The organism is Pseudomonas sp. Ma2-10, from assembly GCF_054330215.1.
In genome coordinates, this window is the sequence record NZ_JBTEYL010000028.1 from 60975 (window position 1) to 75068 (window position 14094).

The 14094-nt window shown below is 59.8% G+C and carries 13 protein-coding genes and 1 pseudogene; 4 read left to right on the forward strand and 10 right to left on the reverse strand.

Annotated features, from left to right (window positions below):
* Positions 1–4 precede the first annotated feature (4 nt).
* Positions 5–724, reverse strand: a complete 720-nt coding sequence (locus ACXPVS_RS24085) for an SDR family oxidoreductase (protein WP_458512127.1) — start codon at positions 722–724, stop codon at positions 5–7.
* Between the two features lie 280 nt (positions 725–1004).
* Here ACXPVS_RS24085 and ACXPVS_RS24090 point away from each other — a divergent pair, with 280 nt between their 5' ends.
* Together ACXPVS_RS24090 and ACXPVS_RS24095 are read left to right on the forward strand one after the other, a co-directional pair.
* Positions 1005–1217, forward strand: a complete 213-nt coding sequence (locus tag ACXPVS_RS24090) for a type II toxin-antitoxin system HicA family toxin (RefSeq protein WP_458512128.1) — start codon at positions 1005–1007, stop codon at positions 1215–1217.
* Complete coding sequence (locus ACXPVS_RS24095) at positions 1217–1621, forward strand: type II toxin-antitoxin system HicB family antitoxin (protein ID WP_282377527.1); 405 nt, start codon at positions 1217–1219, stop codon at positions 1619–1621. The genes ACXPVS_RS24090 and ACXPVS_RS24095 overlap by 1 nt, the downstream gene beginning before the upstream one ends.
* Before the next feature lie 61 nt (positions 1622–1682).
* Here ACXPVS_RS24095 and ACXPVS_RS24100 read toward each other — a convergent pair.
* The 8 genes and pseudogenes from ACXPVS_RS24100 to gcl form a co-directional block, all read right to left on the reverse strand.
* A pseudogene (locus ACXPVS_RS24100) lies at positions 1683–2887 on the reverse strand (MFS transporter).
* Between the two features lie 433 nt (positions 2888–3320).
* Complete coding sequence (locus ACXPVS_RS24105; protein WP_458512129.1) at positions 3321–4145, reverse strand: ion transporter; 825 nt, start codon at positions 4143–4145, stop codon at positions 3321–3323.
* Between the two features lie 22 nt (positions 4146–4167).
* Positions 4168–5082: an urea transporter gene (locus ACXPVS_RS24110; RefSeq protein WP_458512130.1), complete on the reverse strand. Its 915-nt coding sequence runs from the start codon at positions 5080–5082 to the stop codon at positions 4168–4170.
* A gap of 93 nt (positions 5083–5175) precedes the next feature.
* Positions 5176–6591: a pyruvate kinase gene (gene pyk / locus ACXPVS_RS24115; protein WP_458512131.1), complete on the reverse strand. Its 1416-nt coding sequence runs from the start codon at positions 6589–6591 to the stop codon at positions 5176–5178.
* Complete coding sequence (locus ACXPVS_RS24120; RefSeq protein WP_458512132.1) at positions 6581–7861, reverse strand: glycerate kinase type-2 family protein; 1281 nt, start codon at positions 7859–7861, stop codon at positions 6581–6583. The genes pyk and ACXPVS_RS24120 overlap by 11 nt, the downstream gene beginning before the upstream one ends.
* A gap of 85 nt (positions 7862–7946) precedes the next feature.
* A complete protein-coding gene (locus tag ACXPVS_RS24125) occupies positions 7947–8837 on the reverse strand; it encodes a 2-hydroxy-3-oxopropionate reductase (RefSeq protein WP_458512133.1) in 891 nt (296 codons plus the stop codon).
* Between the two features lie 45 nt (positions 8838–8882).
* Positions 8883–9665: a hydroxypyruvate isomerase gene (gene hyi, locus ACXPVS_RS24130; RefSeq protein ID WP_458512134.1), complete on the reverse strand. Its 783-nt coding sequence runs from the start codon at positions 9663–9665 to the stop codon at positions 8883–8885.
* A gap of 64 nt (positions 9666–9729) precedes the next feature.
* A complete protein-coding gene (gcl, locus tag ACXPVS_RS24135; RefSeq protein WP_458512135.1) occupies positions 9730–11505 on the reverse strand; it encodes a glyoxylate carboligase in 1776 nt (591 codons plus the stop codon).
* A gap of 267 nt (positions 11506–11772) precedes the next feature.
* On the opposite strand from gcl, the gene ACXPVS_RS24140 reads away from it, so the two are divergent.
* Entirely contained in the window at positions 11773–12213 is a 441-nt protein-coding gene (locus ACXPVS_RS24140) for a GlcG/HbpS family heme-binding protein (protein ID WP_458512136.1), read from the forward strand.
* A 104-nt stretch (positions 12214–12317) separates the two neighbouring features.
* Here the strand turns inward: ACXPVS_RS24140 and ACXPVS_RS24145 are convergent, their stop codons facing one another.
* Positions 12318–12926 (reverse strand): TetR/AcrR family transcriptional regulator, encoded by a 609-nt coding sequence (locus tag ACXPVS_RS24145; RefSeq protein WP_458512137.1) that lies wholly within the window; start codon positions 12924–12926, stop codon positions 12318–12320.
* Positions 12927–13060: 134 nt separating this feature from the next.
* On the opposite strand from ACXPVS_RS24145, the gene ACXPVS_RS24150 reads away from it, so the two are divergent.
* Positions 13061–13981 (forward strand): DUF808 domain-containing protein, encoded by a 921-nt coding sequence (locus ACXPVS_RS24150; protein ID WP_458512138.1) that lies wholly within the window; start codon positions 13061–13063, stop codon positions 13979–13981.
* Positions 13982–14094: the final 113 nt, after the last annotated feature.

The window sequence follows — 14094 nt, forward strand, 5'->3', positions numbered from 1 at the left end:
TTGGTTAGAATGCGGCTTTACCGATGGAGGCGCCGCCGTCGACAAACAGCGTTTGCCCGGTGATAAACCCGCTCTGCTCGGACAACAAAAACGCAATCGCCGCCGCGATCTCCTGCGGCTGCCCCAACCGCCCCATCGGCACGCTGGCCAGATACCGTGCTTCGCCCTCGCTGCCCGGCGGATTGTTGGCGCGAAACAACTCCGTTTCAGTCGGCCCCGGCGCCACGGCGTTTACTGTCACGCCGGTTTGCGCCAGTTCCAGCGCCCAGGATCGAGTGAAGCTGATCAGCGCCGCTTTGGCCGCCGCATACGCCGTACGTTGGGTGATCCCAAGCACGGTCAAACTGGAAATGTTCACCACCCGACCCCAGCCCTTGGCGCGCATGCTCGGCAGCAGTGCCTGAGTAGCCTGCAACGCCGAATGCAGGTTGACCCGCATCACGTCGTCGAACGTGTCGAGGTCGATTTCCCCCAGCACCTGCGGGCGCACCAGACCGACATTATTCACCAGCCCATCAAATTCGTAAGTCCTGGCCAGATCCGCCAGCACTTGCTGAGTCAGTGCCCTGTCGCTCAGGTCCAGCGGAAACAGAATGCCGGGAAAGCTCAGGTCGGGCGATCGGGCGATTCCGACCACCCGATGACCCGCGCGGTCCAGGTGCTCGGCGACCGCGCGGCCAATGCCTTTGCTGGCGCCGGTAATGAGAAAGGTACGTCGGGTCATTGCACACTCCTTGAAAGAACATGCCGCGGGTCAGGCGGCATTTGATCGGTTCAGCCGCGAATCGCATCCAGCATCGCGGCAGGCTCAGGACGCTGAGTGTAAACCGGGTTGATCTCGGGGTAACGGTTCAGGCTGAGCAACAGTATTCATTCTTGGGAAGAATGCCGCGGCCCGCAATCACACTCTGTAACACCACCGAGCGTCGCGTTCCGGATTTTGGTGCTTGAGTAAAGATAACTCTAGGGTTACGTTTGTTTGGGCCTGAGCAAGGAGGCGAGTGGTGCAGAGCAGGCTATTGATCAAAGCGTTGGAGGAGGCCGGGTGGATACTGGATCGGATTACCGGAAGCCATCACATCTTCAAACACCGATACAACCCGTACACGATACCCGTCCCTCATCCGAAAAAGGATTTACCGATCGGGACGGTCAAAAGCATCAGGAGGCGAGCCGGGTTGTATTGCCCGGGAGCCAGTTACGCAGGAGATCCATAATGCAATATCCAATCTGTATCGAGTGGGGCGACGAGAACACCGCCATCGGTATTCAGATCCCCGATATACCAGGCGCCGTAACGGCCGGGGATACGTTTGAAGACGCCTATAACGCGGCGGTCGAGATTGCTCACATCCTGCTTCAGGAGATTGCGGCTGACGGGGAGTCGATTCCCATGCCTACGTCTGCTGCCGCTCATCGTGGGAATCCGGACTTTGCCGACATGGGCTGGGGAATGCTGGAGCTGGACATCGCGCCGTACATGGGCAAAACGGAGAAAGTCAATGTGACGCTGCCCGGCTATGTGATTCAGCGCATTGATCGATATGTGCGCGAGCACAATGTCAAAAGCCGCTCTTCCTTTCTGGCAGATGCGGCGATGGAGAAGTTGGTTCGGCACTGAGTGAAATCGAGACCATCGCTTTCGCGGGCGCCTACCCCGTGCCCGCGAAGCGATTGGTGGTCTATGCCGTCGCCAACGAACGCTTCTGCGAAACACTCAAGAACCGCAACAACGCCAACAGCGGAAATGCACTACCCACCATCACGATCCACAACCAGCCACCGTGTTCATACACCGCACTGGCCACCGACGAACCCAATGCGCCACCGATGAAGATGCTGGTCATGTACAGCGCATTCAGGCGGCTGCGGCTTTTGGCGTCGAGGGCGTAGACCGCGCGTTGGCCGAGAACCATGTTCATCTGCACGCAGAAGTCGAGCACCACGCCGGTGACGGCAAGGCCGATGACGCTGTAGACCGGGTGGATGAAGGCGGGCAGGAAGCTCAGGCTGGCGAACAGCAGGGCCAGCAGTGAAGCAATGTGGGTGTGGCCGGCATCGGCCAGTCGACCGGCAATGGGTGCAGCGATGGCGCCGATGGCCCCGACCAGGGCGAAGATCGCGATCTGGGTTTGCGACAAGCCATGATTGCCCGCCAGTTCCAGCGGCACGGCGGTCCAGAACAGGCTGAAGGTGGCGAACATGCACCCCTGGTAAAACGCGCGCTGACGCACACCGGTTGTTGACGCAACAGGGTCCACAGAGAACCCAGCAACTGACCATAAGAAGCGCTGTGATCGGGCTGGCGCTTGGGAATCGTCAGCGCCAGCACGATGCTGATCGCCGCCATCAACACCGCCGCAATCACAAACATCGCACGCCAGCCAAAATGGTCAGCCACCACGCTGGACACCGGTCGCGCCAACAGAATCCCCAGCAGCAAACCGCCCATGATCCCGCCGACCACACGGCCGCGAGACTCTTCCGGTGCCAAATGCGCGGCCAGTGGAATCAGGATCTGCACCGACACCGAACTGAACCCCACCAGCAACGAGATCAGCAAAAACACGTTTGGCTGATCGGTAAACGCGGCGCCCAACAGACTGGCAATCGCCACCACGGTCGTGATGATCATCAAGCGGCGGTTTTCCAGTAAATCACCCAGAGGCACCAGGAAAAACAAACCCAACGCATAACCAATCTGGGTCAGCGAAACGATCAGGCTGGCCATGGTGCTGCTCAGGCCGATGTCCGGCGCGATCAGGCCGATGATCGGTTGGGCGTAGTAAATGTTGGCAACGATGGCGCCGCAGCAGAAGGCAAACAGCAGCACCATGCCTTTGGTCATTGTCGCGGCGCCGTGGTGCACCTGAGTTGCTGGGTTCATATCGGGTCTCGCGGAACAGAAGGGAATGCGCGCAGGCTAATGGGCTGACCGGAACGGCGGAAGAGGGTTTTGAGTGATAGTCATCATGCCTTTGGGCAATGAGTGACGGAGGCGTGTGATGTCCGTCGATGAACCTTGCGTCAGAATATTGAGGTCCGATGATACATTCACTTACATCCTGTTCGATAGCGTGCTTATGTTCTCTCCTCACGTTTCCCAGGCTGCTGACGCGCCGGGCATGCGCATCGGTGTTCGCGGCGAGATCACCGGTGTCGAGGACTGGACAGCGCCAGACCCGCGGCCAGAAGTGAGGCGCCAAAGAGTTTTTTCACCGAGCAGTCCTTGTTCTAAAGTTTTCATTTAAAAGTGAGGCAATTTGCCAGCGCCTGTAACGGTGCGTGCATAGTTCTTTAAAGATTAAAAATGACTTTGCTTATTCCATCTTCTTAAACAACGCATTCCCGCATCGGGAGCAGAACGCCGCCGCATGTTCGTGGCTGTTTTTTTTGCACACCGGGCAGTCGTGCTGCTGTTGTTCGCCGCGCATCGCACTGGCCAGTTCAGCGGTGAAAATCCCGGTGGGGACCGCGATGATCGAGTAACCGGTGATCATCACCATCGAGGAGATGATTTGCCCCAGCACAGTCTTCGGCACGATGTCGCCGTACCCGACGGTGGTCAACGTCACGATAGCCCAGTAGATGCCTTTCGGGATGCTGGAAAAGCCATGTTCCGGGCCTTCGACCACATACATCAAAGTGCCGAACACGGTCACTAAGGTGCAGACACCGAGCAGGAAAACGAGGATTTTCTGCTTGCTGCCACGCAGGGCATCGAGCAAGTAATGGGCCTGTTTCAGGTAGGGGCTGAGCTTCAGAACCCGGAAGATTCGCAGCATTCGAATGATGCGGATGATCAGCAGGTACTGTGCATCGCTGTAGTACAACGCGAGGATGCCGGGCACGATCGCCAGCAAATCCACCAGCCCGTAAAAACTGAACGCGTAGCGTAGCGGCTTGGGTGAGCAGTAAAGGCGCAGGATGTACTCGCCCAGAAAGATGATCGTGAATCCCCATTCGATGTACGCCAGTACGTTGGCGTAGTTCTGGTGAACCGAGTCAATGCTGTCGAGGATCACGATCACCAGGCTGGCGAGGATGATTAGCAGCAAACTGCTGTCAAAGCGCCGGCCAGCCACCGTATCGGTCTGGAAAATTATCACGTACAGGCGATTGCGCCACGTGTCGTTGCTGTTCATTCAAATCGCCCTGAGCATCAAATCAGCGCAGCCTAGGTTGATTCTCCCCGGTAGCGCAAGGCGCACGGGTGACCGTGGCTTTGCCGAGCACTTGAAGGGCGGTGCGAATCAGCCAGCAGGCGAGGATGAACGGCGCGGTCAGCGTGGGCAGACCCATCGCGGCAAATACCGGCGTCAACAACAGCGCAAATGCAATACCGACCAGCGGGAGCCAAGGCTGCTGGCGCTGCGCGCTGAAGGCGAGCGCGGCGAGTACGGCGTTATAACCTGCGAGGCCGAGCAATGCGCTGTAGACGTCGTGTTGCAGCAGACTCCAACCCATGCCTGCGACAGACGCCAGCAACGCCCAGCAAAATGCCCGGCGATCAGCGATCAGTAACCCGACGGCAATCATTGCACCGGCCAGCGGATGACCGAGGAACATCACTTGGCCCAAGCCTTTAAAGGGGGCCGCGAGCATGTTCAGCGTGTTGACTTCGATCAGATGCGCGTTGGTCAAGGGCGTGGCGAAGCACAGCAGCAACCAGCTCAGCACCACGAAGGGCATGGTGTAGGCGGGCAGGTACTGGCTGATACGGGCGCGTTTGATCCATTGCTGCGTGAGCATCGCGCTCAGGCCGCCAGCGGCGATGATCAGCGGCGCTAATATCGCGGACCATGGGAAGTAGAGGCTCAGCAGCAAACCGAGCAAGACACCGTTGTAACTGAAGAGCCCGGCCTGTCGATCGGCCTTGGCATAGCCGCGTCGTTGCGCGGTGAGCAACCCGGCGACTCCGCCCAGCAGTGCACCACCGAGCAGGGCGGGCGTGGTGAACAGAATGGCCAACAAGCACAGCAGACCGCAGAGCGGATGGCGTTGAAGAAAGATCTGACTGAAGCCGTTGAGCAAGGCAGTCGCCCAGTCGGGGCAGTGGGTGTTGAAGTGGTTGGCAGGCATGATGGAATCTGTGGTGTTTCAGGTGGATCGTGGCGACCGCATCGCGAGCAAGCATCGCGATGCGGTCAGTGCAGGCGCCACAAAGGTTGGTCTTTAAATCAGGGTTTCTATACGCAACGAGTTAGTCGACCCAGGCTGCCCAAACGGCACACCCGCGGTGATCAATAAGGTGTCGCCGCGCTTGGCCATGCCCTGTGCCTGGGCAATTTCCAGCGCCGTCGAGCACACCTCATCCACCTGCCGCAGACGATCATTGACCACCGAGTGCACGCCCCACGCCACCGTCAACCGGCGAGCGGTTTGCAGGTTCGGCGTCAGGTTGAGAATCGGCACCGTTGGCCGTTCTCGCGCCGCACGCAAACTCGAGGTGCCGGACTCGCTGTAATTCACCAGCACCGCCACCGGCAGCACATTGCTGATGCGACGAATCGCGCAACTGATCGCATCGGAAACAGTCGCCTCAGCGTTAGGCCGGCTCACGTCCAGTTGCGCCTGATAATCAGGGCCATTTTCCACCTGGCGAATGATCTTGCTCATCATCTGCACGGCTTCCAGCGGGTACTCGCCGGACGCGGTTTCCGCCGACAGCATCACCGCATCCGCACCTTCGGCCACGGCGTTGGCAACATCGGTCACCTCGGCACGGGTGGGGGCAGGGGAGAAGCGCATCGACTCCAGCATCTGCGTCGCCACCACCACCGGTTTACCGAGCTGACGGCAGATGGTGATGATGTTTTTCTGAATCTGCGGCACGCTTTCGGCCGGCACTTCCACGCCCAGGTCACCGCGAGCAACCATGATCGCGTCGCTCAATTGGGCGATCTCGCGCAGTTGCGTCACCGCCGAAGGCTTCTCGATCTTGGCCATCAAAAACGCTTTGTCGCCGATCAGTTCACGCGCCTCGCGAATGTCTTCCGCACGCTGCACAAACGACAGCGCGACCCAGTCCACACCCAGCTCCAGACCAAAGCTCAAATCACGGCGATCCTTGGCGGTCAGCGGGCTCAGTTCCAGCACCGCTTGCGGCACGTTCACACCTTTGCGGTCCGACAGTTCGCCGCCATTGAGCACGGTGGTGTCGATGGCGTCGGAATATTTTGTCACCACGCGAAGACGCAGCTTACCGTCGTCCAGCAGCAGGTCCATGCCCGGTTCGAGCGCCGCGATGATTTCCGGATGAGGCAAGTTGACCCGGCGTTCATCGCCCGGTGTCGGGTCCAGGTCCAGGCGCAGCGCTTGGCCGCGATGCAGTTGCACCTTGCCCTCGGCAAACTTGCCGACCCGCAGTTTCGGGCCTTGCAGGTCCATCAGAATGCCCAGCGGATAATTCAGCTGGCGCTCGACTTCACGAATCCACTGAAAGCGCTGGGCATGGTCGGCGTGATCGCCGTGGCTGAAGTTCAGGCGAAAGATGTTAACCCCGGCCTGCACCAACTCACGGATATCGTCGATTCCGTCGGTGGCGGGGCCGAGGGTGGCGAGGATTTTAACCTTCTTGTCAGGCGTCATTTTTAGGGCTCTCGAGAATCAGGATGGCACGGAAGTCGTTGACGTTGGTGCGGGTCGGCTCAGTGACGATCAGCGCGTCCAGCGCCTGGAAATAGCCGTAGCCATTGTTGTTGTCCAACTCGTCGCTGGCGCTCAGACCGAGTGCGACAGCGCGGGCGTAGCTGTCCGGGGTCATGATCGCGCCGGCGTTGTCTTCGGAACCGTCGATGCCATCGGTGTCACCGGCCAATGCGTAGACGCCGGGCAGGCCTTTGAGACTGTCGGTCAGGCTTAGCAGGAACTCGGCGTTGCGTCCGCCCCGGCCGTTGCCGCGCACGGTGACGGTGGTTTCACCGCCCGAGAGGATCACGCAAGGCGCTGCCAACGGCTGACCGTGCAGTACGACCTGACGGGCGATGCCGGCGTGGACCTTGGCCACTTCGCGGGACTCGCCTTCCAGGTCGCCGAGGATCAGTGGGCTGAAACCGGCCTGACGGCATTTCACCGCCGCTGCTTCAAGCGACTGCTGCGCACGGGCGATCAGTTGGAAGTGACTGCGCGCCAGGCACGGGTCGCCGGGTTTGACCGTCTCCGATTCCGGGCTCTGCAGCCAATTGCGCACCGAGGCCGGGACTTCAATGGCGTAACGCTTGAGAATCGCCAGGGCTTCGGCGGAGGTGCTCGGGTCGGCCACGGTGGGGCCGGAGGCGATGACCGTGGCGAGATCGCCCGGCACATCGGAAATCGCATAGGTATAAACAGTGGCAGGCCAGCAGGCTTTGCCGAGGCGGCCACCCTTGATCGCCGAGAGGTGCTTGCGTACGCAATTCATCTCGCCAATGGTGGCACCGGATTTGAGCAGGGCTTTGTTGATCGACTGCTTGTCGGCCAGGGTGATGCCGGCAGCGGGCAACGCCAGCAGGGCAGAGCCCCCGCCCGAGAGCAGGAAGATCACACGGTCGTCTTCATTCAGATTGCTGACCCGTTCCAACACGCGTTTGGCGACCGCCAAACCGGCAGCATCGGGCACCGGGTGAGCCGCTTCAACCACTTCGATTTTTTTACACGGGGCGCCGTGACCGTAACGCGTCACCACTAAACCTGATACGTCACCCTGCCAGCAGCGCTCCACCACATGGGCCATGGCAGCGGCGGCTTTGCCGGCGCCGATGACGATCACCCGACCGCTGCGATCGGCAGGTAAATGGGCCTCGAGGACTCGCTGCGGATGGGCTGCGTCGATGGCTGTAGCAAACAGCTCGCGCAGCAATTGTTGCGGATTGACCGACATGGCGGGCTCCCGGATTTCTTGTTATTGGGTTTGGCGTTGATCGTTCCCTCGCTCCGTGCGGGAACGATCAGTGCCGGGGCAGGACTTACTTATCGCGAATCGAGAAATTCGCCATGTGTTCCAGGCCCTTGATCAGCGCCGAGTGGTCCCAGTTGCTGCCGCCGATGGCCGCGCAGGTGCTGAACACTTGCTGGGTGTTGGCGGTGTTCGGCAGGTTGATGCCCAGCTCGCGTGCACCGGCCAGGGCCAGGTTCAAGTCCTTCTGGTGCAGGCTGATGCGGAAGCCTGGGTCGAAGGTGCCTTTGATCATGCGCTCGCCGTGCACTTCGAGGATCTTCGAGGATGCGAAACCGCCCATCAGCGCTTCACGGACCTTGGCTGGATCGGCACCGTTTTTCGACGCAAACAGCAGGGCTTCGGCCACGGCCTGGATGTTCAGCGCCACGATGATCTGGTTTGCTACTTTGGCGGTTTGGCCGTCGCCGTTGCCGCCCACCAGGGTGATGTTCTTGCCCATCGCCTGGAACAATGGCAGAACGCGTTCGAAGGCATCGGCATCACCGCCGACCATGATGCTCAGGGTCGCGGCCTTGGCGCCGACTTCACCGCCGGACACTGGCGCGTCGAGGTACTGAGCGCCTTTTTCGTTGATTTTGGCAGCGAAGGCTTTGGTGGCCGTCGGGGAGATCGAGCTCATGTCGATCACGACTTTGCCTTTGCCAACACCGGCCGCAATACCGTCGGCGCGGAACAGCACGTCATCGACCTGCGGGGTATCCGGCACCATGACGATGATGAATTCGGCTTCTTGCGCAACTTCTTTCGGGTTCGCCAGGGCAACGGCGCCACCGGCAATCAGGTCAGCAGGAGCAGGGTCGTGGTGCGCCGACAGGAACAGGCTGTGACCGGCTTTCTGCAGGTTCAACGCCATTGGGTGGCCCATGATGCCGGTGCCGATAAATCCGATTTTAGCCATGAAAAAATCCTCTTGTTTTTATTGCTGCCCCCCAAGGGGAGCGCTTCAAATCGCGTTATGCGTTTTTAACCAGCCCAGACCCGCTTCGGTGGTGGTCAGCGGCTTGTACTCGCAACCGACCCAACCCTGATAGCCGATGCGGTCCAGGTGTTCGAACAGGAAGCGGTAGTTGATTTCACCGGTACCTGGTTCGTTGCGCCCCGGGTTGTCGGCCAACTGGATGTGGTTGATCTCATCCAGGTGCGTGGTCATGGTACGGGCCAGGTCGCCTTCCATGATTTGCATGTGGTAGATGTCGTATTGCAGGAACAGGTTGGCGCTGGCGACCTGTTCGCGAATCGACAGGGCTTGCGCCGTGTTGTTCAGGTAGAAACCCGGGATGTCACGGGTGTTGATCGCTTCCATCACCAGTTTGATGCCCGCCGCTTGCAGCTTGTCGGCCGCGTACTTGAGGTTGGCGACGAAAGTTTTTTCCACGGTGGCATCATCGACGCCTTGTGGACGAATGCCCGCCAGGCAGTTGACCTGGGTGTTGCCCAGCACTTGGGCATAAGCGATCGCCAGGTCGACACCGGCGCGGAACTCTTCAACCCGGTCCGGCAGGCACGCGATACCGCGTTCGCCCTTGGCCCAGTCACCGGCTGGCAGGTTGAACAGCACCTGAGTCAAACCGTTGGCGTCGAGCGTGGTTTTGATTTCGGCGGAGCTGAAGTCGTAAGGGAACAGGTATTCGACACCACTGAAACCGGCCTTGGCGGCAGCTTCGAAACGGGCAAGAAAATCCTGCTCAGTGAACAGCATGGACAGGTTGGCTGCGAAACGCGGCATGGTGGTCTCCTGCAAATGTGTGAAGCCTCTTGTGGGAGCGAACGTGCTCGCTCCCACAAGGGCGTTAATCGAGCAACGAAATCGCGGTCGGCGCGTCGTTGCCGACCAGCGCCAGGTCTTCGAATTCGTTGACGGCGTTGATCTCGGTGCCCATGGAAATGTTGGTCACGCGCTCCAGAATAATCTCGACGATCACCGGCACCTTGAACTCTTCGATCAGCTCCTGAGCCCTGCGCAGGGCAGGCTGGATCTGATCCGGTTCGAATACACGCAGTGCCTTGCAACCCAGGCCTTCAGCGACCGCGACGTGGTCGACACCGTAACCGTTGAGTTCCGGAGCGTTGAGATTGTCGAAGGACAGCTGCACGCAGTAGTCCATGTCGAAACCGCGCTGGGCCTGACGGATCAGCCCCAGGTACGAGTTGTTCACCACCACGTGGATGTACGGCAGCTTGAACTGCGCGCCCACCGCCAACTCTTCGATCATGAACTGGAAATCATAGTCGCCCGACAGCGCAACGACCTTGCGGGTCGGATCAGCCTTGACCACACCCAGCGCTGCCGGAATGGTCCAGCCCAACGGGCCGGCCTGACCGCAGTTGATCCAGTGACGCGGTTTGTAGACGTGCAGGAATTGCGCGCCGGCAATCTGCGACAGACCGATGGTGCTGACGTAGCAGGTGTCTTTGCCGAACACCTGGTTCATCTCTTCGTAAACGCGCTGCGGCTTGACCGGCACGTTGTCGAAGTGAGTCTTGCGATGCAGGCTGGCCTTGCGCTGCTGGCAGTCTTGCAGCCAGGCACTGCGGTTTTTCAGCTTGCCGGCGGCTTGCCATTCGCGAGCGACTTCGATGAACACAGTCAGTGCGGCAGCAGCGTCGGAAACGATGCCCAGGTCCGGGTTGAATACGCGGCCGATCTGGGTCGGCTCGATGTCAACGTGAATGAACTTGCGGCCTTCGGTGTAAACGTCGATCGAACCGGTGTGACGGTTGGCCCAGCGGTTACCGACACCCAGCACCACGTCGGACTTGAGCATTGTGGCGTTGCCGTAGCGGTGCGAGGTTTGCAGACCGACCATGCCGACCATCAACGGGTGATCATCCGGGATGGTGCCCCAGCCCATCAGGGTCGGGATTACCGGGATACCGGTCAGCTCGGCGAATTCCACCAGCAATTCGCTGGCGTCGGCATTGATGATGCCGCCACCGGCCACCAGCAACGGACGCTCGGCCTGATCGAGCATGGCCAGCGCCTTCTCGATTTGCACGCGGTTAGCGGTTGGTTTGGCCAGCGGCAATGGTTGGTAGGCGTCGATGTCGAATTCGATTTCAGCCATCTGCACGTCAAACGGCAGGTCGATCAACACGGGGCCCGGACGGCCGGAGCGCATTTCGTAGAAGGCTTTCTGGAACGCATAAGGCACCTGGCCCGGTTCCATGACGGTGGTTGCCCACTTGGTCACTGGTTTGACGATCGCGGTGATGTCGACAGCCTGGAAGTCTTCCTTATGCATACGGGCGCGGGGTGCCTGGCCGGTGATGCAAAGAATCGGGATCGAGTCGGCCGAGGCGCTGTAAAGCCCGGTGACCATGTCGGTACCGGCCGGGCCGGAAGTGCCGATGCACACGCCGATGTTGCCAGCCTTGGTGCGGGTGTAGCCCTCGGCCATGTGCGAGGCGCCTTCAACGTGGCGAGCGAGGACGTGATCGATGCCACCGACCTTCTGCAAGGCGGAGTACAGCGGGTTGATCGCGGCGCCCGGGATGCCAAAAGCGGTATCAACCCCTTCACGGCGCATCACCAGAACGGCGGCTTCGATTGCTCTCATTTTGCTCATGGTTTTGGTGCCTCATACGTTTTGTAATTGTATACAACTGGCTTTGCGCAGAGTGTATTCACGGCAGACGGCGCAGGTCAATCCATTTTCTCAAGCGGACGTTTCATTCGTCGGAAGCCCAATCTACTGTGGCTTTTCGTCGCATGTGGCGCTTTTCGATAATTATTGTATACAAAAAAATAACTCATTGTGTTCTATTTGTCGCATCGGACTTCTGAACAAAACACAGTCCAGCAGCGTTCCCTATAACAAAATGAGGACGGCACCATGAGCGCTTTAACCTTGAAAGTCGCAGTCAACCTGGCCAATCAGGCTATTTCCGCAGCGCGTGCAATCTCGGCGGCTCCATTGACCATCGCCGTACTGGATGCGGGTGGACACTTGGTCACCCTGCAGCGTGAAGACGGCGCCAGCCTGCTGCGCCCGCAGATCGCCATCGGCAAAGCCTGGGGCGCCATCGCCCTGGGCAAAGGCTCACGCCTGCTGGCGCTGGACGCACAACAACGACCGGCGTTTATCGCCGCTTTGAATAGTCTGGGGCAGGGCAGCATCGTCCCGGCACCGGGTGGCGTACTGATTCGGGATCAGGGCGGGAACGTGCTGGGGGCGGTAGGTATCAGCGGGGATCTGTCTGATGTTGATGAACAGTGCGCGATCAATGCGATTGAGGCATTGGGGCTGACAGCGGATGCTGGGGTGAGTGCTTGATCGTGTAGTGACTGATTGACCGCCATCGCGAGCAGGCTCACGCCTACAGAGAAATGCATTTCAGGGCGGGGAGCGGGCTTGCTCGCGAATAGCCGCGCTGCGGTCTAACGGTCGGGCTCACACCCCTTGAGCACCAACCGGATAATCGTCTGCGCGGCCGCTTCATAGTCGGCCTCATCGAGCTTGGCCTTTCCGGTCACCGCAGAAATCTGCCAGTCGAAGTCGGCATAGGTCTGGGTCGCGGCCCAGATGCTGAACATCAGGTGGTTGGGGTCGATCGGGGCGATCTGACGGCGGTCGATCCAGGTCTGGATGCAGTTGATGTTGTGCTTGGCCTGGCCGTTGAGTCGTTCAACCAGATCGGCACTCAGGTGTGGGGCGCCGTGCATGATTTCGCTGGCGAACACCTTGGAGGCGAAGGGCAGGTCGCGGGAGATACGGATTTTCGAGCGAATGTAGCCGCTCAGGACTTCGCTGGGCACGCCGTCGGCGTTGAACGGTGTCGAGGCCTGCAGGATCGGTTCGATGATGCTTTCCAGGACCTCGCGATAGAGGTTTTCCTTGGATTTGAAGTAGTAATAGACGTTGGGCTTGGGCAATCCCGCCTTGGCTGCGATGTCACTGGTTTTGGTCGCAGCGAAGCCCTTGTCGGCAAACTCTTCACTGGCGGCACGCAGGATCAGTTCTTTGTTGCGCTCGCGGATAGTGCTCATAAACCCGGTGATTCCTTGCCTGTTCTGGCGGTTGCGCATGGTAGCACCGGCCTCGCGCAGCGCTCAAGAATGCCCCGTGCGGCACCCGGCCACGCTATGCTGCGCAGCACCCATTCAAGAAGGAAGCCTGATTCATGGCAGGAAGCAGTTTGTTGTTGCTGATCGATGACATTGCCGCGGTGCTCGACGATGTGGCGTTGATGACCAAAATGGCGGCCAAGAAGACAGCTGGCGTGCTCGGCGACGATCTGGCGCTCAATGCCCAACAGGTTAGCGGTGTGCGTGCCGAGCGAGAAATCCCGGTGGTGTGGGCGGTGGCCAAGGGCTCATTTCTCAACAAGCTGATCCTGGTGCCGTCGGCGTTGGCCATCAGTGCATTCATCCCGTGGCTGGTCACGCCATTGTTGATGGTCGGTGGCGCTTATCTGTGTTTCGAAGGTTTCGAAAAACTGGCCCATAAATGCTTGCACCGCAACGCCGAAGGCCACGCCGAGCGGGTCGAGGCTGTGGCCAATCCGGCGATCGATCTGGTGGCGTTCGAGCAGGACAAGATCAAAGGCGCCATCCGCACCGACTTCATTCTCTCCGCAGAAATCATCGCAATCACCTTGGGCACCGTGGCGGATGCGCCGCTGCCCCAACAAGTCATCGTGCTTTCGGGCATTGCCATCGTCATGACCATTGGCGTGTATGGCCTGGTGGCCGGCATCGTCAAACTCGACGACCTCGGCTTGTGGCTGACTCAGAAACCTGGACAGGTGGCCAAAAGCATTGGCAGCGGGATCCTGCGTGCGGCTCCGTACATGATGAAAAGCCTGTCGGTGATCGGCACGGCGGCGATGTTCCTGGTCGGTGGCGCAATTCTCACCCACGGCGTGCCGGTGATTCATCACTGGATTGAGAGTGTCAGCGCGGGGGCAGGCGGTGCCGGGTTTGTCGTGCCGACGTTGCTGAACGCGGTGGCGGGGATTGTGGCGGGGGCGGTGGTGTTGGCGGGCGTGAGGGTTGCCAGCAAACTCTGGAAAGCAGTGAAAGGCTCAGAGCCGGTTATTTGACCGTTCCCACATAGTGAACTGACCCCACAAAGCTGGACGATTTACATGTCTATGCCTAAGCGGCCTGAGTTCTGTATCCCACAGGGCTCAGGCCGTTTAGCTTCAGCTTGATA

Excerpts from the sequence above, each read along its gene's own strand:
- ACXPVS_RS24120 (WP_458512132.1), bottom strand. The coding sequence starts at position 7,861 with ATGTCGGTCAATCCGCAACAATTGCTGCGCGAGCTGTTTGCTACAGCC.
- pyk (WP_458512131.1), bottom strand. The coding sequence starts at position 6,591 with ATGACGCCTGACAAGAAGGTTAAAATCCTCGCCACCCTCGGCCCCGCC.
- ACXPVS_RS24145 (WP_458512137.1), bottom strand. The coding sequence starts at position 12,926 with ATGAGCACTATCCGCGAGCGCAACAAAGAACTGATCCTGCGTGCCGCC.
- ACXPVS_RS24110 (WP_458512130.1), bottom strand. The coding sequence starts at position 5,082 with ATGCCTGCCAACCACTTCAACACCCACTGCCCCGACTGGGCGACTGCC.
- ACXPVS_RS24150 (WP_458512138.1), top strand. The coding sequence starts at position 13,061 with ATGGCAGGAAGCAGTTTGTTGTTGCTGATCGATGACATTGCCGCGGTG.
- gcl (WP_458512135.1), bottom strand. The coding sequence starts at position 11,505 with ATGAGCAAAATGAGAGCAATCGAAGCCGCCGTTCTGGTGATGCGCCGT.
- hyi (WP_458512134.1), bottom strand. The coding sequence starts at position 9,665 with ATGCCGCGTTTCGCAGCCAACCTGTCCATGCTGTTCACTGAGCAGGAT.
- ACXPVS_RS24095 (WP_282377527.1), top strand. The coding sequence starts at position 1,217 with ATGCAATATCCAATCTGTATCGAGTGGGGCGACGAGAACACCGCCATC.
- ACXPVS_RS24105 (WP_458512129.1), bottom strand. The coding sequence starts at position 4,145 with ATGAACAGCAACGACACGTGGCGCAATCGCCTGTACGTGATAATTTTC.
- ACXPVS_RS24085 (WP_458512127.1), bottom strand. The coding sequence starts at position 724 with ATGACCCGACGTACCTTTCTCATTACCGGCGCCAGCAAAGGCATTGGC.
- ACXPVS_RS24125 (WP_458512133.1), bottom strand. The coding sequence starts at position 8,837 with ATGGCTAAAATCGGATTTATCGGCACCGGCATCATGGGCCACCCAATG.
- ACXPVS_RS24140 (WP_458512136.1), top strand. The coding sequence starts at position 11,773 with ATGAGCGCTTTAACCTTGAAAGTCGCAGTCAACCTGGCCAATCAGGCT.